At 65.1% G+C, this 23,228-nt stretch carries 18 protein-coding genes; 8 read left to right on the forward strand and 10 right to left on the reverse strand.

What is annotated here, in order from left to right; all coding sequences use genetic code 11:
• Both yaaA and FFS21_RS28315 read left to right on the forward strand, forming a co-directional pair.
• Positions 1-754: peroxide stress protein YaaA (yaaA, locus tag FFS21_RS28310; protein ID WP_137928012.1), on the forward strand; the 754-nt coding region annotated here is incomplete at its 5' end.
• Between the two features lie 42 nt (positions 755-796).
• The gene (locus FFS21_RS28315) at positions 797-1,939 is read left to right on the forward strand and encodes a M14 family metallopeptidase (protein ID WP_137928013.1); all 1,143 of its coding nucleotides are present in this window, start codon (positions 797-799) and stop codon (positions 1,937-1,939) included.
• Between the two features lie 166 nt (positions 1,940-2,105).
• Here FFS21_RS28315 and FFS21_RS28320 read toward each other — a convergent pair whose 3' ends face one another.
• From FFS21_RS28320 to FFS21_RS28330, 3 genes are all read right to left on the reverse strand, one after another.
• Positions 2,106-2,864: a BspC domain-containing protein gene (locus FFS21_RS28320; RefSeq protein ID WP_370459266.1), complete on the reverse strand. Its 759-nt coding sequence runs from the start codon at positions 2,862-2,864 to the stop codon at positions 2,106-2,108.
• A gap of 247 nt (positions 2,865-3,111) precedes the next feature.
• Positions 3,112-3,984 carry an N-formylglutamate amidohydrolase gene (locus FFS21_RS28325; RefSeq protein WP_137928014.1) on the reverse strand — a complete coding sequence of 291 codons (873 nt, stop codon included), beginning with the start codon at positions 3,982-3,984 and terminating at the stop codon, positions 3,112-3,114.
• Positions 3,985-4,008: 24 nt separating this feature from the next.
• On the reverse strand, positions 4,009-4,995 hold the full coding sequence (locus FFS21_RS28330; RefSeq protein WP_137928015.1) for a Bug family tripartite tricarboxylate transporter substrate binding protein: 987 nt from the start codon (positions 4,993-4,995) through the stop codon (positions 4,009-4,011).
• 181 nt (positions 4,996-5,176) lie between these two features.
• Between FFS21_RS28330 and FFS21_RS28335 the strand changes: the two genes are divergently transcribed.
• Positions 5,177-6,079: a LysR family transcriptional regulator gene (locus FFS21_RS28335; RefSeq protein WP_137928016.1), complete on the forward strand. Its 903-nt coding sequence runs from the start codon at positions 5,177-5,179 to the stop codon at positions 6,077-6,079.
• A 24-nt stretch (positions 6,080-6,103) separates the two neighbouring features.
• On the opposite strand, the gene FFS21_RS28340 is transcribed toward FFS21_RS28335, so the two are convergent.
• Genes FFS21_RS28340 through FFS21_RS28350 form a run of 3 tightly spaced genes read right to left on the reverse strand, consistent with a single transcriptional unit; the run spans position 6,104 to position 8,794 of the window.
• Positions 6,104-7,279, reverse strand: coding sequence for a vWA domain-containing protein (locus FFS21_RS28340; protein ID WP_137928017.1), 1,176 nt, complete (start codon positions 7,277-7,279; stop codon positions 6,104-6,106).
• A 26-nt stretch (positions 7,280-7,305) separates the two neighbouring features.
• Complete coding sequence (locus FFS21_RS28345; RefSeq protein WP_137928018.1) at positions 7,306-7,899, reverse strand: GNAT family N-acetyltransferase; 594 nt, start codon at positions 7,897-7,899, stop codon at positions 7,306-7,308.
• Positions 7,900-7,909: 10 nt separating this feature from the next.
• Positions 7,910-8,794: an AAA family ATPase gene (locus FFS21_RS28350; protein ID WP_137928019.1), complete on the reverse strand. Its 885-nt coding sequence runs from the start codon at positions 8,792-8,794 to the stop codon at positions 7,910-7,912.
• A gap of 505 nt (positions 8,795-9,299) precedes the next feature.
• On the opposite strand from FFS21_RS28350, the gene FFS21_RS28355 reads away from it, so the two are divergent.
• Both FFS21_RS28355 and FFS21_RS28360 read left to right on the forward strand, forming a co-directional pair.
• Entirely contained in the window at positions 9,300-9,644 is a 345-nt protein-coding gene (locus FFS21_RS28355; RefSeq protein WP_137928020.1) for a c-type cytochrome, read from the forward strand.
• A gap of 11 nt (positions 9,645-9,655) precedes the next feature.
• A complete protein-coding gene (locus FFS21_RS28360) occupies positions 9,656-10,051 on the forward strand; it encodes a c-type cytochrome (protein ID WP_137928021.1) in 396 nt (131 codons plus the stop codon).
• Between the two features lie 69 nt (positions 10,052-10,120).
• Here FFS21_RS28360 and aroG read toward each other — a convergent pair whose 3' ends face one another.
• Complete coding sequence (gene aroG, locus FFS21_RS28365) at positions 10,121-11,200, reverse strand: 3-deoxy-7-phosphoheptulonate synthase AroG (RefSeq protein WP_137928022.1); 1,080 nt, start codon at positions 11,198-11,200, stop codon at positions 10,121-10,123.
• 479 nt (positions 11,201-11,679) lie between these two features.
• On the opposite strand from aroG, the gene FFS21_RS28375 reads away from it, so the two are divergent.
• Positions 11,680-12,735 carry a class I SAM-dependent methyltransferase gene (locus tag FFS21_RS28375; RefSeq protein WP_137928024.1) on the forward strand — a complete coding sequence of 352 codons (1,056 nt, stop codon included), beginning with the start codon at positions 11,680-11,682 and terminating at the stop codon, positions 12,733-12,735.
• Between the two features lie 70 nt (positions 12,736-12,805).
• On the opposite strand, the gene tldD is transcribed toward FFS21_RS28375, so the two are convergent.
• The 3 genes from tldD to FFS21_RS28390 all read right to left on the reverse strand — a co-directional run bounded on the left by tldD (position 12,806) and on the right by FFS21_RS28390 (position 19,544).
• Positions 12,806-14,266, reverse strand: coding sequence for a metalloprotease TldD (gene tldD, locus FFS21_RS28380; RefSeq protein WP_137928025.1), 1,461 nt, complete (start codon positions 14,264-14,266; stop codon positions 12,806-12,808).
• A gap of 69 nt (positions 14,267-14,335) precedes the next feature.
• The gene (locus FFS21_RS28385; protein WP_137928026.1) at positions 14,336-15,184 is read right to left on the reverse strand and encodes a carbon-nitrogen hydrolase family protein; all 849 of its coding nucleotides are present in this window, start codon (positions 15,182-15,184) and stop codon (positions 14,336-14,338) included.
• A 58-nt stretch (positions 15,185-15,242) separates the two neighbouring features.
• The gene (locus tag FFS21_RS28390; RefSeq protein ID WP_137928027.1) at positions 15,243-19,544 is read right to left on the reverse strand and encodes a YhdP family protein; all 4,302 of its coding nucleotides are present in this window, start codon (positions 19,542-19,544) and stop codon (positions 15,243-15,245) included.
• A 231-nt stretch (positions 19,545-19,775) separates the two neighbouring features.
• Between FFS21_RS28390 and glnE the strand changes: the two genes are divergently transcribed.
• Together glnE and rrtA are read left to right on the forward strand one after the other, a co-directional pair.
• On the forward strand, positions 19,776-22,637 hold the full coding sequence (glnE, locus tag FFS21_RS28395) for a bifunctional [glutamate--ammonia ligase]-adenylyl-L-tyrosine phosphorylase/[glutamate--ammonia-ligase] adenylyltransferase (RefSeq protein WP_502705205.1): 2,862 nt from the start codon (positions 19,776-19,778) through the stop codon (positions 22,635-22,637).
• 52 nt (positions 22,638-22,689) lie between these two features.
• On the forward strand, positions 22,690-23,228 hold a 539-nt coding region (rrtA, locus tag FFS21_RS28400; protein WP_137928029.1), incomplete at its 3' end, for a rhombosortase.

Below are 23,228 nucleotides of genomic sequence, written 5' to 3' on the forward strand. Positions count from 1 at the left end.
GGACTACGAGACACCGCCACGCGTCAAGACTCACACGCTGCCGCGCTTTATCGACCGTTCCGCCACGCTGATCGAGCGCTTGCGCAAGCTCGCGCCGCAGGATGTGGGGTCGCTGATGGATATCTCCGACAAGCTCGCCGTGCTGAATGTGACCCGCTACGGCGACTGGTCGCCCGAGTTCACCGCTGCCAACAGCAAGCAGGCCGTGCTGGCGTTCAACGGCGATGTCTACGATGGGCTCGACGCGACAACGCTGTCCACGGAGGACCTGGCCTTCGCGCAGAAGCACATCCGCATCCTGTCAGGCCTCTATGGCGTGCTGCGCCCGATGGACTGGATGCAGCCGTATCGTCTTGAAATGGGTACGCGTCTGGACACGGCGGCAGGGAAGGACCTTTACGCATTCTGGGGCGACGATGTGACGAAGCTCGTCAACAAGGACATGGCCGACCTGAAGCACGAAGGGCCGGCCACGCTGGTGAACCTGGCTTCCGAGGAGTATTTCAAGGTCGTGCGGCCCAAAGTGCTGAACGCGCGCGTGATCACACCCGTGTTCGAGGACTGGAAGGGCGGCCGCTACAAGATCATTTCGTTCCACGCCAAGCGGGCGCGCGGTACGATGGCCCGCTACGCCGTGACCCATCGCGTGACCGACGCCACAAAGCTGAAGCGTTTCAGCGAGGACGGCTACGCTTTCGACAAAGCAGCTTCCGACGATGCGCGCTGGGTATTCCGCCGCCGCCTGGAAGACTGACCCGCATCGACACCGAGAGACTGAGACCCGAGGATAAGACGCATGAACTCAGCACTGCATATCTCCACACTGTTCGACTCCGGCGCCATCGAGGTGGAATCCGCCGCGCGCGCCGATGATATCCGCCTGCGCATCCGCGCCGATTCGCACGCCGATTTCCGCCAGTGGTTTCACTTCCGCCTGCAGGGTGCAGCGGGCCAGCCCTGCGCGATGAAGTTCCTGAATGCGGGCGAGTGTACGTACCCCGATGGATGGCGCGATTACCACGCGGTGGCCTCGTACGACCGCGCGCACTGGTTCCGCGTGCCCACGCGCTATGACGGCGCCACGATGACGGTTGAGTTCACGCCGGAGCACGACAGTGTGTGGCTGGCCTACTTCGAGCCGTACTCCGAGGAGCGCCACCTGTCGCTGCTGGCCACGTGCCAGCGCTCGCCGCTTGCCAAGCTGTCGCACCTCGGCAGCACCGTCGATGGCCGCGACCTGACCTGCGTGACCGTGGGTCAGCCTGGGCCTGGCAAGAAGACCATCTGGATGATCGCGCGCCAGCATCCGGGCGAAAGCATGGCCGAATGGTTTGTCGAGGGGACGCTGCAGCGGCTGACGGGCACTGGCATCTGGAATGGCGATCCGGTGGCGCGCACGCTGCTGGATCGAGCTGTGTTCCACATCGTGCCGAACATGAATCCCGATGGCTCGGCACGCGGCAACCTGCGTACCAACGCCGCTGGCGCGAACCTGAACCGGGAATGGATGCAGCCGAGCGAGGAAACAAGCCCCGAGGTGTTCTACGTGCGCCGTGCCATCGAGCAGACAGGCGTGGACCTGTTCTTCGACATCCATGGCGACGAGGCATTACCGTACAACTTCGTTGCCGGCAGCGAGATGCTGCCCGGCTTCACGGAGGCTCAACGCGAACAGCAGGCACGCTTCATCGACGCCTTCAAGCGCGCCACGCCGGACTTTCAGGATGTGCACGGCTATGCGGCCAGCAAGTACAACGCCGACGCGCTCAAGTTGGCGTCGAAGTACATCGGCCACACGTTCGGCTGCCTGGCGCTGACGCTGGAAATGCCATTCAAGGACAACGCGGATTTGCCCGATGCGGTGGTCGGCTGGAATGGTGCCAAGAGCGCGCTGCTGGGCACGGCAATGCTGCAGGCGATCGGGGAGTATTTGGGTTAACCCATTTCGCGGGTTTGTTCCCCTCTCCCGCGAGCGGGAGAGGGGTTAGGGGTGAGGGCCAGCAGTTCAAATTGCGACAAGTCGGCAAGCAGAACCTCAATGCCCTCACCCCCGCCCCTCTCCCGCATTGCGGGAGAGGGGAGCAAAACAGCAATGCTGGTTGCGATTACTGTTTCTTCTTCGTCTTCGAACCAGACGATTTCGCCGATGACGAAGTCGACTTCGTCGAAGACTTCTTCGCGGACGATGTCGATTTCGCGCTGCTCTTGCCCTTCTTCTTCGTTTGCGACGGAACGGCCACGGCGGGAGCCGCTGGCGGTTCGATGATCGTGTCGCCGTTGCTGTCGAGCAGCTCGTACGCCAGCATCATGCCGTCGTTATAGCCGCAGCGGACCTTCACCGGCTGCCACTGCGCTTCACCGCGCCGCTTGTGTGCCGTGGCGCTGAACGTCACCACCGAGCTGACCGGCACAGCCTGCTTGCCGGGCGAGAAGCGGCCTTCCCAGCCTTCCTCGGTGGCCTGTCCTGTGGACAGCGCACCGGTCGGAATCTTCAACGCATCGTAGTTTGCCGAGCGTGGCACGACCCAGCTTGCATGAGCCGCGCAGTCAGCCACCGGTGCGGTGGCGTTTTCCGACTTCATCAATTGCTCGCGCATGCGGCTGCGGTATTCGGCCAGGCTGACGCGACCCTTGTCAGGCAGCGTGACGGTGGTCGTAGGCGGGTTCTTGTTGATGACCGGCGGCGGCTTGGCAACGGCCGGAGCGGGTGCGGCGGCAGCAGGTGCTGCGGCGGGTGCGGGGGTGGCGGGTGCTGCCTCATCGGTCGGCGCGGTTGCGCAGCCGGTCAGGGCGATGGCACCAGCCACTGCGGCAGTCAGCATGCGGAGCGGGCTGCCCAACAGTTCGGAAATTCGTCGAATCACGGGATCGTCGTTGCTTGTCGAAGCAAGGAAGGTGGTGAAGGAGTGCCATGATAGAGGAAAGCCTTCCGGCAGAGTTCCCTAATCTTGTTACTCTTCGTTCTAATTGCTTACATCCGGTAGCGATCAGCGACGAAGTTCACGCATGCAATACAGAAGACGATGATCTGGCGCAACTAGGCGATCCCCGAGACACCCATCAGGCGTGTCCCGGGAAGCGGACGCCGTTGCGGCGTCCGTGAGAGCGGACTCAGAATGTGCGCGCGAAGCGAAGCAGTTCGTCCATCAGCGCATTGAGATCGTGCTGAAGCTTGCCGAAGCCGGCTGTGCGGGTCAGGCCCACCTCGTCCATATACAGCTTGCGATTGATTTCGAGCTGCAGGCTGTGCCGATTGGCTTGCGGCTGGCCCACCACACGCACGATTTCCACGCCCTTGTAAGGGTGGTTGCGCCACACGTCGTAGCCCATCTCCTTGAGTACGCCTTCCACGCGGTCCGTGAATCGCGTGTCGCACGTGGTGCCGTCGCGGTCGCCCACGACGAAATCCGGATGCTGCAGGCCCGGGTGCTCGGTCGCAAACTTCGCGGCCTCGCTCGGCATCGAGTGGCAGTTGATGTGGAAGGCCGTGCCATGCTTCGCCACGGCCAGGTCCGACAGGCGCTGCAACTGCGCGTAGTACGGCACGTAGTACGTGTCGATACGCGCCTGCAGTTCCGCCACGGTCAGCTTGCGGTCGTAGATGGCCTCGCCGGTGTCCAGTACACGCCAGGCCAGCCCTTTGCCGAGACGGGTTTTGGACGTTTCCTGCTTCGGACCGGGCCACGAAGCATCGAGCAGGCTCTCGTCGATTTCCTGCAGGCCACGGTTGGCGTCGAGGTAGCTGCGCGGGCAACCTGCTTCCAGCAGCGGGATGCCGCGCGCGGGCGCATCGGCGTAGAGCGCATCCACGAACGTGTCTTCCGCCTGCCGCAGCAGCGGCAGGGGCAGTCCGGCGGCGTAACGGAAGTCCGCCGGATACGTGGTGCAGCTATGCGGTGAATCCAGAAAGAGCGGTCCGCTCTCGCCTTCCGGCATGCGCAGGAAGTACGGGCTTTCCGCGGTCTTTCGTTCTGCTTCAGTCATACGTGCTGCCAGTGGTGAATCGGATTAGTCCAGCGAGATCTTGGCGGCGGCGGCCACCTTCTTGTTCTTGGCCACTTCGGCGGCGATCTGTTGCGCGAAGTGCTGCGGCGTGTCGCCCACGGTCGAGGCGCCCAGCTTTTCGAACTTGGCCTTCACTTCCGGCATGGCCAGCACCTTGATGGCGGCGGCGTTCAGCTTCGCCTGGATATCGGCGGGCAGCTTGGCCGGTGCGATCAGGCCAAACCACGCGGCATCGTTGACTTCGGGCAGGCCCAGTTCGGCAAAGGTCGGCACGTTCGGCAGGGCCGCCACGCGCTTCGGCGAAGCCACGGCCAGCGCGCGCAGCTTGCCGCCTTCGATGAACGGCAGCGACGACGGCAGGTTGTCGAACAGGATCTGCACCTGACCGGCCAGCGCATCGTTCAGCGCCGGACCCACGCCCTTATACGGTACGTGCAGCAGTTCGGTCTTGCTGCTCATCTTGAACAGTTCGCCCATCATATGCGACACGCTGCCGTTGCCAGCCGAGCCATAGGCCAGCTTGTTCGGCTCCGACTTGGCCAGCGCGATGAACGACTTCATGTCCGTGGCCTTGACCGCCGGGTTGATGCTCATCACGTTGGGCACCGAAGCCAGGTTCGTGATCGTCGTGAAATCCTTGGTGGCATCGTATTGCAGGCGCGGGTACACGGCCGGGTTGATGCCGTGCGTCGATGCGGTGGCGATGCCGAGCGTGTAGCCGTCCGGCGCCGCCTTGGACAGGAAGCCGGTGCCGATGCTGCCGCCAGCGCCGCCACGGTTGTCCACGACCACAGCCTGGCCCAGTTGCTGGCCGAGCTTGTCAGCCACGATGCGCGCCACGATGTCGGTGGTGCCGCCTGCGGGGAAGGGCACGACGAGGGTGATCGGCTTGGTCGGGTAGGTGCCTTGGGCAAAGGCGGGCAGGGTCATGCCAGCGGCCGCGAAGGCAGTGGCAGCGGCGAGGACTTTCAGCAGGGGACGGCGTTGCATCGAAGGGATTCCGTTAAGAAGAGAGAAAGGGGCTTCTGAAGGCTGGAGACCTGCGGAGATAGTAGGAAATCTATGTTTCCTGGGCTTCCCGATTCTGCGCGCCGAACGAAGTCGCTTGCAAACGAAATAAAATCCCTCGATCATTCCGTTTGGTATTGATGTGTGAGAAGTGAGGTGGTTCATGCGACGCTTATGCCCGTCGATGACCGAGTTGGTGGCCTTCGAGGCCGCCGCACGGCATAGCAGTTTTACGGTCGCTGCGCGCGAGTTGCACGTCACGCAGGGCGCCGTCAGCAAGCAGGTACGCAGCCTGGAGGCATTCCTTGGGGTCGAGCTGTTCGAGCGGGTGCGTCAGCGCTTGCTGCTGACGCAGGCCGGTGCGCGCTATCTGGAACGCATCGGGCCGAGCCTCGACACCATCGAATCGGCCAGCGTGGAATTGATCGCGCGGCAAGGGCGGGGCGGCATCCTGCATATCGCCAGCATGCCGACGCTCGGCGCCAAATGGCTGATTCCCCGGCTGCCGCAGTTCTTTGCCCGCTATCCCGAGGTCACGCTGGAGTTCGTGCCCCATGCGCAGGGCTACGATTTCTCGCAGCCCGATCTGGATGCAGCCATCCGTTTTGGCGATGGCGTCTGGCCCGGCACCCAGGCCGACTACATGACAGGAAGGGAAGTGTTGCCGGTCTGCCGTCCCGGCCTGCTCGTGCATGAAGCGGGCGGCGTGGCCAAGACACCGGGCGCGCTGCTGCGCTATCCGCTGCTGCACCACACGACGGTGCCCGAGGCATGGCCGGACTGGCTCGCGGCGCTCGGTATTTCCACGCGCGAAGCCTGGGCCGGCGCGCGCTTCGACCAGTTCACGCTGCTCACGCAGGCGGCTGTGTCGGGGCTGGGTATCGCACTGATCCCGCGTTGCCTGATCGAGGAGGAACTGGCAACGGGCACGCTGATCGTGGCGCACCCGGCGCGGGTGCTCGCCAGGAAGGGCTATTACCTGTGCTACCCGGAGCAGAAGGCCCACTTGCCGGCGCTGCAGACGTTCCGGCAGTGGGTGATGGAAGGCGTCGACGTGGTGGCGTAAGCCTTCGTCGATTCCTTCGCCGATTTACTTCGACAACACCTTCATCGCTTCTTCCAGCCCCGCCAACGTCACGGGATACATGCGGTTCTTCATGATCTGGTTGATCACGGTGATCGACTGCCGGTATTGCCACAGACCCTCTGGCTCGGGGTTGAGCCAGACGAAGCGCGGGAACTGCTCGATCATGCGATTGAGCCAGACCGCGCCCGCTTCCGGGTTGTTGTACTCCACCGAGCCACCGGGCTGCAGGATCTCGTACGGGCTCATCGTCGCATCCCCAACGAAGATCACCTTGTAGTCCGGCGTGTACTTGTGCATCAAGTCCCACGTGGCGATTTTCTCGGCGTGGCGGCGGCGGTTGTTCTTCCACACGTAGTCGTACAGGCAGTTGTGGAAGTAGTAGTACTCCAGATGCTTGAACTCGGTCTTGGTAGCCGAGAACAACTCTTCCACGCGCTTGATGTGGTCGTCCATCGAGCCGCCTACGTCCATCAACATCAGCACCTTGACCTTGTTGTGGCGCTCGGGCCGCAGCTTGATGTCGAGCATGCCGGCGTTGGCCGCCGTGGAGTGGATGGTGTCGTCGAGATCGAGTTCGGTCTCGGCCCCTTCGCGTGCAAACCGGCGCAGGCGGCGCAGCGCCACCTTGATGTTGCGCGTGCCAAGCTCCACCTGATCGTCGTAATCCTTGTAGGCGCGCGTTTCCCACACCTTGATCGCGGTGCGGTTGCCCTTCGACGGCCCGCCGATACGGATGCCTTCCGGGTTATAGCCGCCATGCCCGAACGGCGAGGTGCCGCCCGTGCCGATCCACTTGTTGCCGCCCTCGTGCTTTTCCTTCTGCTCGTCGAGCAGTTGCTTGAGGCGCTCCATGAGCTTGTCGAGGCCACCCATGGCCTCGATCTTGGCCTTGTCCTCGGGGGAGAGTTCGCGCTCCAGCGTCTTCTGCAACCAGTCCAGCGGGATGTCGCTCTTCCAGTCCACCAGACTTTCCACGCCCTTGAAGTAGGCGGCAAAGGTCTGGTCGAACTTGTCGAAGTGCTTTTCGTCCTTGACCAGCGTCATGCGCGACAAGTAGTAGAACTCGTCGATCGATGGCGCGATGACCTGCGCGCGCAGCGCTTCGAGCATCGTCAGGTATTCCTTGACCGATACCGGCAGCTTGGCGTGGCGCAGCGAAAAAAAGAAGTCGATCAGCATGGGTGTGTCTCCCGGCTCGTACGTGTTTAACGCGGACGCTCGAGCTGGTATTGCAGGTGCGCGCGCACCGTAGGCCATTCGCTGGCGATGATCGAGAAGACCACCGTATCGCGCAGGGAACCGTCGGGCATGCGCAGGTGGCTGCGCAGCACACCGTCCTGCTTGGCGCCCAGCCGCGCAATGGCCTCGCGGCTCTGGTGATTCATCCAGTGCGTGCGGAATTCCACGGCGATGCAGTCGAGTGTCTCGAACGCATGGCGCAGCAGCATCAGTTTGCACTCGGTGTTCAGCGCCGTGCGTTGCACGCGCTTGGCGTACCACGTGGAGCCAATCTCGACGCGCCGGTTCTTCCCGTCAATATTCATGTAGGTGGTCATGCCGGCCACGCGGCCTTCGGCATCGAGCACCGTAAACGGCTGCATCGAATCCTGCGCCTGCAGGCCCAGGCGACGTTCGATCTCGGCTTCCACGGCGGCCGGTGCGGGCACGCTCGTGTACCAGAGCCTGTGCAGTTCGCCATCGGCGGCGGCCTCGCGCAGGCCCTCGGCGTGCGCCATCGACAGCGGTGCCAGCGTGGCGTGTTTCCCGGTCAGCGTGATGGGCTGAACAAACTTCGTCATGGCGATTCGCTCAACGGTTGGCGCGGTTCATGAACACCAGACGTTCGAACAGATGCACGTCCTGTTCGTTCTTGAGCAGCGCGCCATGCAGCGGTGGGATCGCGGCCTTGCGGTCGGGGCTGCGCAGCGCCTCGGCGGGGATGTCCTCGGCCATCAGCAGCTTGAGCCAATCGATCAGTTCCGACGTGCTCGGCTTCTTCTTCAGGCCCGGCAGGTTGCGCATCTCGTAGAACGATTCCATCGCGGCGGCCACCAGCTCGCGCTTGATGCCGGGGTAGTGCACGTCGACGATGCGCTGCATCGTCTCGGCATCGGGGAACTTGATGTAGTGGAAGAAGCAGCGGCGCAGGAAGGCGTCCGGCAATTCCTTCTCGTTGTTCGACGTGATGATCACCAACGGACGATGGCGTGCCTTGACCAGTTCGCGCGTCTCGTAGACATAGAACTCCATGCGGTCCAGTTCGCGCAGCAGGTCGTTCGGAAACTCGATGTCGGCCTTGTCGATCTCGTCGATCAGCAGCACCACGGGCTCGTCGGCTTCGAACGCCTGCCACAGCACGCCCTTGACGATGTAGTTGCGGATGTCGTGCACGCGGTCATCGCCCAGTTGCGAATCGCGCAGGCGCGACACGGCGTCGTACTCGTACAGGCCTTGCTGCGCCTTGGTGGTGGACTTGATGTGCCACTGCATCAGCGGCATGCCCAGCGCGGCGGCCACTTCCTCGGCCAGCATGGTCTTGCCGGTGCCGGGTTCACCCTTGATCAGTAGCGGACGCTGCAGCGTGCGCGCGGCGTTGACGGCCAGCTTCAGGTCGTCGGTGGCAACGTACTGGGCACTACCTTCGAACTTGACCTGCTGGGGCGAATTGGCTTGGGCGTTGGCGTGGGTGGACATGAGGCAACCTGGTGTTTCGCGACAGGTCTGCCAGGCAGGCCGGTCGGCTGACAATGGGGAACGGTACTTCGGTAACAGCAATCTGAGCGGGCCGACAAACCTTCGAAACAATCGGAAATTCGGCCGGAATGGGCCAGTATAAGAGCAGATCGCCGTTCGTGTTCAGTGGGGCACACCCCAAGTGTGTGGCGTGGACCGGCGCGTGCCCGCTGCGGTACAATGCGCCGGTTTGACGCGCCCCCCAAGTCAATATCCTCCTCAAGCCCGGCAGTTCCGCCACCAGAGACATGGCGGAGCATCGGGAGGCGGCAACAGCGCGAGATGGTTGCAAGAATGGTGTCTAAGCACCGCGGCACATCAGCATCACGCCCGGCTGCGCCCTGTCCACCGATGAACTCGGCGGATCTGCGGCGATCCGCTTCACGTCCCCAATCCCGCATTCCGTCTGGCGTCCCGGCAAGGGGCAGGTCACACGCGGTTTAACACTTCCCATTCAGCTACGACAATGAAAAAGCTCCTCACGATGGTTGTGTTGGGCGCGGCCGCAACGGCAGCGCATGCCCAGGACAAGGGCAATGTCGACACCGCCCGCGACAAGGTTGCAATGTGCATCGGCTGCCATGGCATTCCCGGCTACCGTGCATCGTTCCCCGAGACCTACCAGGTACCCCTGCTGGGCGGCCAGAGCGCCAAGTACATCGAGAATGCGCTCAAGGGCTACCAGAAGGGCGACCGCAAGCATCCGACCATGCATGCGATTGCCGCGAGCCTGACGGACAAGGACATCGCCGACGTGGCTGCGTACTACTCGCAGCAGAAGTCCGATACCAAGAACAACTCGCTCAAGTAGGACTCGCCAACATGAAGATGCTGAAAGCAGTTTCGTACGCGCTGGGCGCGGTGGTACTGGGCGCCGCGCTGCCGGCACTGGCGGCCGATATCGCCGCGGGCAAGGCGCTGGTGGACAAGGGCGGCTGCGTGGCCTGCCACGGCAAGGACCTGAACGCACCGATCTCTCCGGATTACCCCAAACTGGCGGGCCAACATCCGGACTACCTGTTTCACGCGATGTCGGCCTACCAGGTCAGCGGCAACCGCATGGTGGGCCGCACCAACGCCATCATGGCCGGCCAGATGAACAGCAACCCGGCAGTCGCCGACAAGAACGGCAAGCCGCGTCCCTTCACCAAGGCGGAAATCCAGAACATGGCCGCTTATATCGGCTCGCTGAAGGGCGATCTGGTGCTGAAGAAATAAGCTGCCAGACGCTGAAAAAAAACGCCGGCTCGAAGCCGGCGTTGTTGTATCCGAAGCAGCGCGTCCGAATCAGTTGCCGCTGCCCGACACCAGGCGGCGCTGCTTCACGGCGTTGGACAGGGTTTCCAGGATGCCGATCGAGTCATTCCAGCCGATACAGGCATCGGTGACGGATTGACCGTAGGTCAGGTCTTCCACAGGGGTGCCCTGCACGTGGTCCTGGCGGCCGGCCACGAGGTGGGATTCCACCATCACGCCGACGATGCGCTGGTCGCCGCCGGCCATCTGCCGGGCGATGTCCTCGCAGACCGGCATCTGGTTCTCGTGCTTCTTGCTGCTGTTCGCGTGCGAGGCGTCGATCATCAGGCGCGCGGCCAGGCCGGACTTGGCGATGGCGTCGCAGGCTTCCTGCACGCTGGCGGCGTCGTAGTTGGGGGCCTTGCCACCGCGCAGGATGATGTGGCAGTCCTCATTGCCGGCCGTCGACACGATGGCCGAGTGGCCGCCCTTGGTCACCGACAGGAAATGGTGCGGCTGTGAAGCGGCCTTGATCGCGTCGACGGCGATCTTGACGTTGCCGTCGGTGCCGTTCTTGAACCCGACCGGGCAGGAGAGCCCGGATGCCAGTTCACGGTGGACCTGCGACTCCGTGGTGCGTGCACCGATGGCGCCCCAGCTCACCAGATCGGCAATGTATTGCGGGCTGATCATGTCCAGATATTCCGTCCCCGTCGGCACGCCCATTTCACTGATGTTCAGCAGCAGTTCACGGGCGGTGCGCAGGCCGTCGTTGATCTTGAAGCTGCCGTCCATGTGCGGATCGTTGATCAGACCCTTCCAGCCCACCGTGGTACGCGGCTTTTCGAAGTAGACGCGCATCACGACTTCCAGCTCGCCGGCAAAGCGGTCGCGCTGCACCTTGAGCAGCCTGGCGTACTCCAGTGCAGCCTTGGTGTCGTGGATGGAGCACGGGCCGATGATGACGATCAACCGGTCATCCATGCCGTGCAGGATGCGATGCATCGCCTGGCGCGCGCCGTAGATCACGTCGGACGCGGCTTCCGAGCAGGCGAACTCGCGGATCAGGTGTGCCGGCGGCAGCAGTTCCTTGAGTTCTCGAATACGCAGGTCGTCGGTGTTCTTCAGCATGATGGCTCCGGGTTTTTGTGAGGTATGGATTCTGTTGGATTGGTGCTTCGCAATCGTGGCGGACATAAAAAAACCGCCAGGGTTGCTGGCGGTTTCTTTTGCATTCGGGGTCTGCTTACAGCCGTCCCTCTCTATCCGCCAGCGGTGTGAGATGCCAAAAGAAGTAAAAGTAAAACTTGGCGGTCATGGCGGAAATCGGAGCGGCTCGGGTCAGCTTGTGTCGGTTTTACGCGGATGCGTGACATTTATGCTGCGGCGCGTAATCGAAAGGCATTTTATTGCGCCACGATCCGGGAAAGGAGGGGGTGCAATCGCCACGCGCGTCGCAACGAAGCATCTTTATATCGCTTTTCCAGAGTGCTTGCAAGCGGCAACTGCATCGCATTTAAGCGAATGCAGAGCGTTTCGCCTGCCTATATTGGAATCGTGTACCGGGTTTGCCCGAGTGCCGAACAAGAATTCAGCAGTGGGGAGCGATCATGCCAATCGATGAAGCGAGGCTCGATGCCTTCATGGGACAGTTCGTCCAGGATCTGGGCGCGGTGATGCACGCGGCCACGGTGGTGGTGGGCGACGAACTGGGTTTGTACAAGGCGCTGGCCGAAAAGCCGATGAGCGCCGATACCCTTGCCGAGAAAACGAAAACCGATCCACGCTATCTACGAGAATGGCTATCCGCACAGGCCGCGAGTGGCTACGTGGAATACGACGCCGCTCGCGATACCTTCTCGTTGACGGAAGAGCAGGCGTTCGCGCTGGCGCAGGAAGGAAGTCCGGCATTCATCCCCGGCGCGTTCCAGATCGCGGTGGCGCAATTCCGCGCGATTCCGCGCATGCTTGATATCTTCCGCAATGGTCGTGGTCTCGGCTGGCACGAGCACGACCCTTCGCTGTTCCACGGCACGGAGCGATTCTTCCGGCCCGGCTACGCGGCGCATCTGGTCGGCGAATGGATTCCGGCGCTCGAAGGCATGGCAGCGCGGCTCAAAGCTGGCGCCAAGGTGGCAGATGTCGGGTGCGGGCACGGCGCGTCGACGATCATCATGGCGCAGGCGTTTCCGAACGCGACCTTCCGGGGCTTCGACTATCACGAGCCGTCGATCCGCTACGCGACCGATGCCGCGCGCCGCGCTGGCGTGGGTGACCGCGTTTCATTCGAGGTGGCCTCCGCCAAGGATTTCCCGGGGACCGACTACGACCTGGTTGCCGTGTTCGACTGCCTCCACGACATGGGTGATCCGGTGGGCGCCGCGCGCCATATCCGTCAGTCACTGAAACCGGATGGCTGCTGGATGATCGTCGAGCCGTTTGCGAACGACAGCCTTCAGGACAATCTCAATCCCGTGGGACGTGTGTTCTATTCCGCCTCGACGTTTATCTGCACGCCGGGTTCGCGCGCGCAGGAAGGTGCGATGTGCCTCGGCGCGCAGGCAGGGGAAGCGCGCATGCGCGGCGTCACGGAGCAGGGGGGATTCGGGAAGTTCAGACGGGCGGCGCAGACGCCGTTCAATCTGGTTTATGAGGTGAAGGCGTAGGGGAGGTTTTCTCCCCTCTCCCGCAAGGCGGGAGAGGGGAGCAAACAGAGCGATTGGGAAGAGAGAGGCCTTAAGCCGTCCCGCCCACCGTCATGTTTTCAATCCGCAGCGTCGGTTGCCCCACGCCCACCGGCACGCTCTGGCCTTCCTTGCCGCACACGCCCACACCCGAGTCCAGGCGCATGTCGTTGCCGATCATCGTCACGTCCTTGAGTGATTCCGGGCCGTTACCGACCAGCGTGGCGCCCTTGACCGGGTACGTGATCTTGCCGTCTTCGATCATGTAGGCCTCGCTGGCCGAGAACACGAACTTGCCGTTGGTGATATCGACCTGGCCGCCGCCGAAGTTCACGGCGTAGAGGCCGTGCTTCACGCTGGCGAGGATTTCCGCCGGGTCCTTGTCGCCGTTCAGCATGTAGGTGTTGGTCATGCGCGGCATCGGCAGGGCGGCGTAGCTTTCGCGGCGCGCGTTGCCGGTGACGGGCATCTTCATCAGGCGCGCGTTCAGCGTGTCCTGGATGAAGCCGGTCAGGATGCCGTCCTCGATCAGCGTGGTGCACTGCGTCGGATTGCCTTCGTCGTCGAGGTTCAGCGAACCCCGGCGGTTGGCGATCGTACCGTCGTCCACCACCGTCACGCCCTTGGCCGCCACACGCTCGCCCATGCGACCCGCGAAGGCCGACGAGCCCTTGCGGTTGAAGTCGCCTTCCAGGCCGTGGCCCACGGCTTCGTGCAGCAGCACGCCGGGCCAGCCCGGGCCGAGCACCACGGTCATCGCGCCGGCCGGGGCCGGGCGTGCTTCCAGGTTGACCAGGGCCGACGACACGGCTTCATCCACGTACTGGCGCAGCAGAGCGTCGGTGAAATAGCCGTAGGCGTATCGGCCGCCGCCGCCCGACGAACCCACCTCGCGACGGCCATTCTGTTCGGCGATGACCGTCACGCTCACGCGCACCAGCGGGCGCACGTCGGCGGCGATCACGCCGTCGCTGCGCGCCACCAGCACCACGTCGTATTCGCCCGCCAGACCGGCCATGACCTGCACGACGCGCGGGTCCTTGGCGCGCGCCATCTTCTCGATCTTTTCCAGCAGCGCTACCTTTTCGGTGGCCGTCATGGAATCGAGCGGATCGTTTGGGGTATAGAGGTTGCGGCCCGTTTGCGAGGCCAGCGAACCGGCCACCTTGATGCGGCCGCTGCCGCTCTTGCCGATGGTGCGCGTGGCTGCCGCAGCCTGCGACAGCGCAGCCAGACTGATGTCGTCCGAGTAGGCGAATGCCGTGCGGTCACCCGACACGGCACGCACGCCCACGCCCTGGTCGATGCTGAAGCTGCCCGACTTGACGATGCCTTCCTCCAGGCTCCACGCCTCGTTGCGCGTGTGCTGGAAGTACAGGTCGGCGTAATCCACCTTGTGCGTGAAGATATCGGCCAGCACGCGCTGGAGCTTGGCCTCGTCGAGACCGTACGGTGCCAGCAGCAGTTGTTGCGCGGTGGCCAGGTTGCGGATTCCGAGATCTCCGGCGTTCATGATTTTCCTTGGTCTATCACCCCGTGGCACCCAGGCCACGGCGGCATGCAATCGTTAATGTCGTCAATCCTACAGCACGCGATGGCGCAGCGCCGGCAGGTTCTGGCGCACCTCGGCCAGCCGGGACGGATCGATGACGCCCGACACCACGCCTTCACCCTCCGGCAACACCCCCATCAACTCGCCCCACGGGTCCACCAGCATCGAGTGGCCCCAGGTGCGCCGGCCGTTCTCGTGCTTGCCGCCTTGTGCTGCCGCAAGCACATAACACTGGTTCTCGATGGCGCGGGCGCGCAGCAGGATTTCCCAATGCGCCTGCCCTGTGGTGTAGGTGAAGGCGGCAGGCATCAGAATCAAGCTCAGGCCCGGCCCTCCCTTGCCTGCAGCCAAACCGCGATACAGCTCGGGGAAGCGCAGGTCATAGCAGACTGACATCGCCACACGGCCGCACGGTGCATCGAATGACACCGGCGTCTTGCCGGCCAGGATCGTGCGCGATTCGTCGTAGTCTTCGGTGCCTTTCTTGAAGCCGAACAGGTGGATCTTGTCGTAGCGCGCCACGCGCTTGCCGTGCGGGTCGAAGGCCAGAGACGTGTTGTAGACGCGCTTGTCGTCGCCGCACCACATCGGCAGGGTGCCGCCGACGATCCACAGGCGATGGCGGCGTGCCGCATCCGTCAGGAACCTCTGCACCGGGCCGTCGCCATCCTGCTCGCGAATCGCGACCTTGTCCGATTCGTGACGTCCCATCATGCAGAAGTATTCCGGCAGCAGCACCAACTGGGCGCCACCTCGCGCGGCCTCGGCGATCAGCGCGTCGGCGCGGGCGAGGTTGTCGTCGAGCGAGGTGCCCGTCACGGTCTGGATGGCGGCCACGTGAAACGGTTGCGTGGATGCACTCGGCGAACTGGCGGTCATCGTGTTTCCTGTGGCGTCGGAGGTGGCGGCAGAGCGTGGGAAGGCTGTCCGGGGTGGCCTAGCGGGGATAGACCCCCGAGCGATCCAGGATCGGTGCGCGGCGCGGCTCATTGTCCTCCGTTTTCGTCACCTTGGGGTCGGCCCACGAGCCGCTCACGTGGTAGTGCTGCGTGAACACTTTGGAGAACTCGTCCGCAAACAGCAGTTGCGCGGCCAGCGTGCCGATGCCGAGCACCGGATTGATGAAGGCGGCGGCTACCGATGTGGTGGTGGCGTTGATGCGCGGCGTCACGTCCACGTTCAGGTCCTGGGTCTCGTGCAGCAGGTCGGCCGTGCCGCGCATCGACGCCATGACCTGGCTGCCCTTGAAGCGGAAGTCGTCGGTCCGGCCCACCCCGTTCTCGATGGTCCCGGAGCCGCTGATATCGTCGAAAACGATGCCCTTGCTGGTCACCGAGCGGAAGTCCAGTGTGGCAAAGCGCAGCAGGCTCTGCAGGCTCAACACACCCAGCAGCCGCGCCGCGCCCGGGTCCACGCTCAGGATCTGGCCGTTCTCGAGTTGCAGGTTCAGCTTGCCGGTCAGCGTCGGATAGTCGATCGACATGGGCGAGCCGCGCCATGCGATCCGCCCTTCGAGCGAGCCCTTGCCGTCGCGCACCGTGTGGGCCATGCCCATGCGGTCCAGCACATCTCCGGCATTGCGGATATCCAGCTTGAAGTTCAGCAGGGTGCGGCGGCCCTCGGTAGGCGATGCCGCCCCCTGGGCGGCCGCCTCGCGCAGCCGGCGCGGCAGGCGCCAGCTACCGTTGCCGGTCAGTGTGGCACCGGGTTGTTCGATGGTCAGGCTGTCCAGCGTCCAGGCGGGCTGATTCTCGGTGTGGCTGGTATGGGCCTTGACCTCGAGCTTGCCGAAATCGCGGCCGTGCAGCACGAACTTCTCCACGGCGAGGTCCAATGCCGGCATTTCCTCGACGCTGCGCGTGATGGCGTCGGTCATGTGGCCGTCGTCGGTTGAATCCGGAACGTCCAGGTGCGACAGCCGTACCGTGAGCTGGCCCGCCGGGCTGCTGGCATCGCGGCGCCACTGGCCGTTGCCGGTGATCTGGCGCGAACCCATCTGCAGGTTCCAGCCGCCGGCCTGCCGGTTGGCCTCGATCGATACGTCATCGATGCTGCGGCCGAAGGCATCGAGCGTCTTCGTCCGGACATTGATCCGCTCGGGCAGGAACGGCGATGAACGATCCACTTCGCTACCGGGCTTGCGCTCTTCACCGGACGTGTCGAGAAGACTGCGCCAGGCATCCACGTCGAGCCGTTCGGCGCTGACTGCCATCGCCACGCCATTGGTCGGTTGGGGCGCCGCCTGTCCCAGGCCGATACTCCCGGAAATGACGTCGGTGCTCTCGCCCCGGCGCAGCAGGTAGCGGGCGCTGTTGGCGCTGCCCAGCTGGATCGATAGTTCGTCGAGTCCCGCGCGCGCCGCCACCGGTCGCAGTTCCATGCGCAGCGGCAAGTCGTGTCCGGCGGTCTTGCCAAGCGGCGCTGGCAGGTTGAGCGCGAGTCCATTCAGTTCGGACGATACCTGCACTTGCAGATGCTTCTCGCGCACGCCGATCACGGCGGAGTAGGGCGTGGTGCCTTCGACGCGAGCGCCCAGTCCCGCGCCCAGCACCTCGCGCAGCCCCTGTGCCGTGGCGGTACCGCCGACGGTCACGTGCGTGGTGCCGTCCGGCTGCGTGCCGCCCGCGATGCGCGTCTCGCCGCCCAGGAACCGGCCGCGCACGCCATTGAGCTGGAAACCGTGTTCGTCGAACGCAACAGCGCCCGTGGCGCCGTAGAGTGGGGGCAGTTCCGGGATCAGCGTGACATCGTTGCCGGGGAAGCGGAATTCGCCGTTGACCTTCGAGCCGGCCGCGTGGCTCAGCGGCAGGTCGAGCTTGAGCTTCAGTTCACCGTGGCCAGGCGCACGCGCATTTTCCGTGATGTTGCCGGTCCAGCCCTTGACGGGCGTGACGGCTACGTAGCGCAGGAACGACTGCACCAGGCCGGTGGCCGCGCCGTCGAGTTGCAGGTGGCCGTGATCGCTCAGGTCGTCGATCTGGCCGTTGACGTCGCGCAGCGTGACCCCAGGAATACCGCGTACCGTGGCTTGCCTGGCCACGAACGACATCTTGCTGCGCTCGAACAGCAGGTTGCCCGTGATGTCCGTGAAGTCGGGCCACGCCGTGCCACCGTTACCCGTGGCGGCCGTGCCGGGCGCGGCGCCGCCGACGTTCGGGCCCGTCTCGTGCGGGGCGATCTGGTAGCTCACGTTGCGCACCGGCACTTCCACGCGGAAGTCGCCAGCGCGCGCAAATGGCGGGTGGAACGGAAAGTGATGCAGGTCGCCCTTGACCAGGAATTTCACGTCGTGGGCTTCGCCGCCCACGAGCGCGCCTTCCAGGTAGTGCCGCGTGGCGGGCATCGTCGTGGGGAGGTAGCGCGGAATGCGATTGGCCATTGCGCGGTCCAGCTGCCCGCTCAGGTCCGCGATGCCGCTCTTGCCGTCGCCGCCGGTCTGCCAACTGCCGCGCACGCTGCCGGCCGTATCGGCATTGGCGAACTGGATGCCCGGCGTGCGCACCACCAGTTGATTGTTCTCGTGCGTCCAGCGCACCTCGCCGCGCAGGGTGTCGAACGGTACGCGCGGATCGTCGAATACGCCCGGGAAGCTGATCGAGGCGCCGCTGCTGTCCACCCGGGCCGTGCCTTGGCGATCGTCGAAGCTGAAGGTGCCCGACAACTGCGTGAACCCCGGCGTACCCGTATGCGGTTTGCCGTCGGGTCCCACGGCCGGGACGGCCGGCTGGCTGTTGACCGACACGTTGCGCAGCGTGCCTTGCACCGTGTAATGCGGCGTGCCGGGGGCGCGTGTCAGCATGCCGGCGCGCTCGCGTGACCATGCCACGTCGAGATTATCGATGTGGCCAGCGGGCTGCAGTGCGCGCAACTGTCGCAGCACGGCCATGTCCAGCGGCATGGACGCGGCCATCGCCCGGAGCGTGTTCAGGTCGAAGGTCGGCGCCTTCAGCCCGAACTTGCGCAACTGGCCAGCGTCGTCGCGCGTCCACGAGATCGTGACCTTGCGCATGCCCTCGCGCCACGAGGCGTCTGCGTTGGACGGCGGGCCTGCCAGCGGCTCGGTCTGCCAGAGCAGGGTGTCGATGGTCAGCGTGTTGTTGCCGTTGCGGTCGCCGCCATGTAGCAGCAGCGCCTGGGCGTTGGACAGACGCAGCGGCTCCGGTGCGCCGGACAGGTGCAGGTCCACGCCCGAGGCGCGCATCCGTGTCTGGCTGCGCAATACATGGCCCCCCCGGAAATCGACCGTGCCGTCGGTGCTGAAGACGCCGCTGCGCACGTTGTCGAAGATCGCCAGATAGCGCTGCACCACCGGAAGCTGTACCTGGTTGAACTGCCAGTTGGCCTGGCCGGTCCAGTGCTGCCAGTTGCCGGCGCCATAGAGGTAGTCGTGCCGCAGCGTTGTCTGCACCGTCAGCGGTTGGGGTGCCAGCGATTCGCTGCGCGCCTCCAGCCTCAGCGTGTGCTGGGCACCCCGGCGCTGGGACGTGAAGTGGATGTCGGCCACGTCGAGCTGTGGCAGCCCGGCTTTCTCGTCGAGCCAGCGCAGGTTGCCGCTGACCAGATCGATATGGCCCTGCGAGAGCAGCCAGTTCAGGAACGGATCGTTGTCGTCGCTGCGCTTGTTGGCATCCACTTGCACGCCGGCCACAAGCAGGTGGCCCTCGCGCGTACGGCGGATCAGCACATCGGTGCGGTCAGCGGTCAGGCTGGCGAACTGCAGCGCCATGGTGGGCACCGACTGCCAGGACAGCTTGCCCTGCAGCGAGCCGGCGGCCAGCAGCGTGCGTTGCTGGCGATCCACGGCGCGCACGTCGCTGGCGCGGAAGGCTGGGTGCCAGCCGTCCCAATAGGTGTCGAGCTGGCCGATGGTGAGCTGGGCCGACAGCGCCGAGGAGCCCTCGCGCTCCAGCCACTGGCGGGCCGTATGGGCCTGCGGCCAGAGTACGAAGCGGATCAGCAGCACGGCGACCACGGCCAGCGCCACCAGGGCCAGGACGGTGCGGACCAGCACGCGCCAGAGCCGGCTCCAGGCTGGATGCCGCATGGCTGCCACGAGGTTGCGCCAACTGCCGCCGAGCAGGGCACGGACGAGTGCCGCCGCGCGTCGGCCACGGCTTGATGCGGGACGCAAGGCGGATGCTGGGGAAGCAGAAGAAGCGGCGGCGCCCGCGGCGGCTCCGTCGGCAGCCGCGCCAGGGGGCGCGGAACCGTCGTGAGGGGCGGTGGGGCGGCTGGACATGCGCAGATTATCCGACAATACTAGCCGCTCTCCAAAGTGGTGCAGGCAAGCGTCGCCACTTTGTTCGCGGCGCCTGCCCAACGTGCAAAAGTTACTGGAATGACTGTCCCTGATCCGACGAGTTCCGCCGCGGGCCATCCGCTGGCACCGACCGACCCGCAGCGCATGCAGGATGGCGCCGGCACCACATCGAATCCCACCCTCGAAGGGGCCGCCGGCCCGATCGGCAGCATGGCCCAGGGGGCCTTCGCCACCGTTTCGGCGCAGGGCTTGGCCCCGGTCGAATCCGAAGGCCACGTATTGTACTCGGCGGCGTACTCCCATTACGCGCGCCGCGTGATGTCCGCGCGCGCCGGCATGTCCGGCGTGGTGGCCGAAGCGGCGATTGGCCCGGTTTCGCGCGACTGGATGGTGGAGCGCCTCCACGCCCTGCAAGTCCCTTCCGCCGATGCGGAGGCCGTTGCCGCACAGGCACTGCGCCGCCTGCGGGCCGAGGTGATGTGCACGCTGATCGAGCGCGACCTGCGCGGCCTGGCCACGCTGGGGGAGATCACCGGGGCGATGACGGACCTGGCCGAACTATCCGTGCAGCATGGCTTGCGCATACTCGGCGACGATCTGGCCGCGACTTATGGCCAGCCCACCGGCGCGCAGAGCGGAGAAGTGCAGGAGCTGGTGGTGGTGGGCATGGGCAAGCTCGGCGGGCGCGAACTCAACGTGTCGTCGGACATCGATCTGATCTTTCTCTACGACGAGGACGGCGACACCCAGGGCGGCAAGCGCAGCCTGTCGAACCACGAATACTTCATCCGGCTGGGACGGCGGCTGATCACGCTGCTGTCCGAGGTGACCGGCGACGGCTACGTGTTCCGCGTGGACATGCGGCTGCGCCCCAACGGCGACGCCGGGCCGCTGGTCTGCAGCTTTGGCATGCTGGAGGAATACCTGGTCGTACAGGGCCGCGAGTGGGAGCGCTACGCGTGGATCAAGGGTCGGGTGGTCTCGGCCATCGACACTCCGCACGCGGAACGGGCCGCCGCGCTGCTGGGGCGACTGACCACGCCGTTCGTGTTCCGCCGCTACCTGGACTACGGCGTGATTGCCGCCATCCGCGCGCTGCACGGGCAGATCCGTTCGGAGGCCGCCAAGCGCAGCGGTGGGCTGGCCGGCCATGGCGTGAACCAGAAATCCTTCAACATCAAACTGGGCCGTGGCGGCATCCGCGAGATCGAGTTCATGGCGCAGGTGTTCCAGTTGATCCGCGGCGGACAGGACCCGGCGCTGCGCGTGCGTCCGACGCTGGAAGTGCTGGATGTAGCCGTGGCGCGCAACCTGCTGCCCACGGGTCAGGCCGGCGAGCTGGCCGATGCCTACCGTTTCCTGCGTCAGCTCGAACACCGGCTCCAGTATCGTGACGATGCGCAGACCCACCACCTGCCCACGTCCGACGAGGAACGCCAGGCCGTAGCCCTGATGATGGGCTGCGAGAACTGGGACGCGCTTGTGGCGCTGATGAACACGCTGATGGCGCCGGTGGCCCAGCAGTTCGAAGCCACCTTCGCCGATCCGTTCGCGGAAGACGGCGCGGCCCAGAGCGAGCCGCTGTGGCCGGCACTGGTGCGCGAGGAAATGGCATCACGCGCGGCGCAGGCCAGCCCGGACGACGAGACCGATCCGCAATCGTCGCCATGCCAGGCGTTGCAGGCCGCAGGCTTCAGCGATTGCACGGGGCTGTACGACCGGCTGCGTGCCATTGGATCGTCGATGCGGTATCGCGCGCTGTCGGAATCGAGCCGCAACCGCTTCGACCAACTGGTGAACCGCGCGCTGGATCTCGCGGCCAGGCAGGACGATGCCGACAGTACGATTACCCGTTTTCTGGACTTTCTCGATGCGATCAGCCGGCGCGCATCGTATCTGTCGCTGCTGTCCGAGTACCCCCAGGCGATGGACCGCGTGGCGCAGACACTTCACGCGTCGCGCTGGGCGGCCGCCTACCTGACGCGCCATCCGCAATTGCTCGACGAACTGCTGGACAGCGACGCGCTCGCCGCCGCGCCGGACTGGGCGGCTTTCCGCGAGCGGCTGGCCGAGCGGCTGCATGCTTCGGACGGACAGGTCGAGACGCAGATGGACATCCTGCGCCGTGAGCACCATGCCGAGACGTTCCGCATCTTGCTGCAGGACCTGCGGGGCATGCTTACGGTGGAGCAGGTGGCCGACCGGCTATCCGACCTTGCCGATGCGATGCTGGAAGTCACCATGCAGGCTGTGTGGCGGCAACTGGCCACGCGCCATCTCGACACTCCGCGCTTCGCAGTGATCGCCTATGGCCGGTTGGGTGGCAAGGAATTGGGCTATGCATCCGACCTCGACATCATCTTCCTCTACGACGACGACCACGAGCGCGCACCCGATGTCTACGCGGCCTACGCGCGGCGCCTGATCACCTGGCTCACCAGCCATACGGCTGCGGGCATGCTGTTCGATGTGGATACGCGCCTGCGGCCCAACGGCGCGGCGGGGTTGCTGGTGACGAGCTTCGACGCGTTTCGCCGCTACCAGTTGCGCGAGGGCGATAACACGGCGTGGGTCTGGGAGCATCAGGCGCTGACGCGCGCGCGCTTCGGCGCTGGCGACCGCGAGATCGGCAATCGCTTCGAAGACCTGCGCGACGAGATCCTGCGCCAGCCGCGCGACGCCGCCGCGCTGCGCGAGGAGATCGTGCAGATGCGCGCCAAGGTGGCCGAGGGCCACCCGAATCCCACCGACCTGTTCGACCTCAAGCACGATCGCGGCGGCATGGTCGATATCGAGTTCACGGTGCAATACCTGGTGCTGCTGCACAGCGGCGCACATCCAGAACTGACGCGTAACGCGGGCAATATCGCGCTGCTGCGCATGGCCGGGGTACTGAACCTGATCGATGCCGGCCTGGCGCTGGCCGTGGGCGACGCTTACCGGCTGTTCCGCGCCCGCCAGCACAAGCTGCGGCTCGACGGCCACGATCAGGCGCGCGTGCCGCCTGACAGCGTCAGCGAGCAGGTGGCCCCGGTGCGGGCGCTCTGGCACGCGGTGTTCGGTGCGGGCTGAGGTGTCGGCGGAGGCGCCGCCAAAGCCTGTTCGCCTGCCGTCGTGGCCGGCGATGCTCGCTACAACGGCAAGTGTGGCCGCGCTGGCCGCGGCATTCACATTCGTCCCCTGGCTGCACGCCCACGGGCTGTACCTGCGCGACGCGGTACGCATCGACGGCCAGTGGTGGCGCATCGTGACCGCGATGTGGGTGCATTTGGGCTGGCAGCACTACCTGTCCGATGTGGCGGCGACCGTCGGTTTGCTGCTGCTGGCAGGCCGGGTTGCACGCGTGCGCGAGATGCTGGCCGTGCTGGTGATCTGCGGACTGATCGCCCAGGTGGCGCTGCTGCGCATGCCGGCTGTTGGCTGGTATGGCGGACTGTCGGGCGCCACGCATGGGCTGGCGCTGTGGGTAGCGCTGAAACTCTTGCAGGACCCCGGCTGGTCACGCGTGATCGGCGTGGTGACCTGTGTCATCGTGCTCGGCAAAGTCTGGCTCGAACAATCATGGCTGGCCGCCATCGTCTTCGATCCCTCATGGGGGTTCGGCGTCGTGCGCGGCGCGCACGTGGCGGGTGCGATGGCGGGGTTGGGGTGCTGGTTGCTGGA

Origin of the sequence: Cupriavidus sp. 2SB (assembly GCF_005503625.1) — a bacterium.
In the GTDB taxonomy this organism is placed as follows: domain Bacteria; phylum Pseudomonadota; class Gammaproteobacteria; order Burkholderiales; family Burkholderiaceae; genus Cupriavidus.

Bases quoted from the DNA above. Each gene is read 5' to 3' on its own strand.
- FFS21_RS28315 (WP_137928013.1), top strand. From the start codon at position 797: ATGAACTCAGCACTGCATATCTCCACACTGTTCGACTCCGGCGCCATC.
- FFS21_RS28325 (WP_137928014.1), bottom strand. From the start codon at position 3,984: ATGACTGAAGCAGAACGAAAGACCGCGGAAAGCCCGTACTTCCTGCGC.
- FFS21_RS28330 (WP_137928015.1), bottom strand. From the start codon at position 4,995: ATGCAACGCCGTCCCCTGCTGAAAGTCCTCGCCGCTGCCACTGCCTTC.
- FFS21_RS28335 (WP_137928016.1), top strand. From the start codon at position 5,177: ATGCGACGCTTATGCCCGTCGATGACCGAGTTGGTGGCCTTCGAGGCC.
- FFS21_RS28340 (WP_137928017.1), bottom strand. From the start codon at position 7,279: ATGCTGATCGACTTCTTTTTTTCGCTGCGCCACGCCAAGCTGCCGGTA.
- FFS21_RS28345 (WP_137928018.1), bottom strand. From the start codon at position 7,899: ATGACGAAGTTTGTTCAGCCCATCACGCTGACCGGGAAACACGCCACG.
- FFS21_RS28350 (WP_137928019.1), bottom strand. From the start codon at position 8,794: ATGTCCACCCACGCCAACGCCCAAGCCAATTCGCCCCAGCAGGTCAAG.
- FFS21_RS28355 (WP_137928020.1), top strand. From the start codon at position 9,300: ATGAAAAAGCTCCTCACGATGGTTGTGTTGGGCGCGGCCGCAACGGCA.
- FFS21_RS28360 (WP_137928021.1), top strand. From the start codon at position 9,656: ATGAAGATGCTGAAAGCAGTTTCGTACGCGCTGGGCGCGGTGGTACTG.
- aroG (WP_137928022.1), bottom strand. From the start codon at position 11,200: ATGCTGAAGAACACCGACGACCTGCGTATTCGAGAACTCAAGGAACTG.
- FFS21_RS28375 (WP_137928024.1), top strand. From the start codon at position 11,680: ATGCCAATCGATGAAGCGAGGCTCGATGCCTTCATGGGACAGTTCGTC.
- tldD (WP_137928025.1), bottom strand. From the start codon at position 14,266: ATGAACGCCGGAGATCTCGGAATCCGCAACCTGGCCACCGCGCAACAA.
- FFS21_RS28385 (WP_137928026.1), bottom strand. From the start codon at position 15,184: ATGACCGCCAGTTCGCCGAGTGCATCCACGCAACCGTTTCACGTGGCC.
- FFS21_RS28390 (WP_137928027.1), bottom strand. From the start codon at position 19,544: ATGTCCAGCCGCCCCACCGCCCCTCACGACGGTTCCGCGCCCCCTGGC.
- glnE (WP_502705205.1), top strand. From the start codon at position 19,776: ATGGCCCAGGGGGCCTTCGCCACCGTTTCGGCGCAGGGCTTGGCCCCG.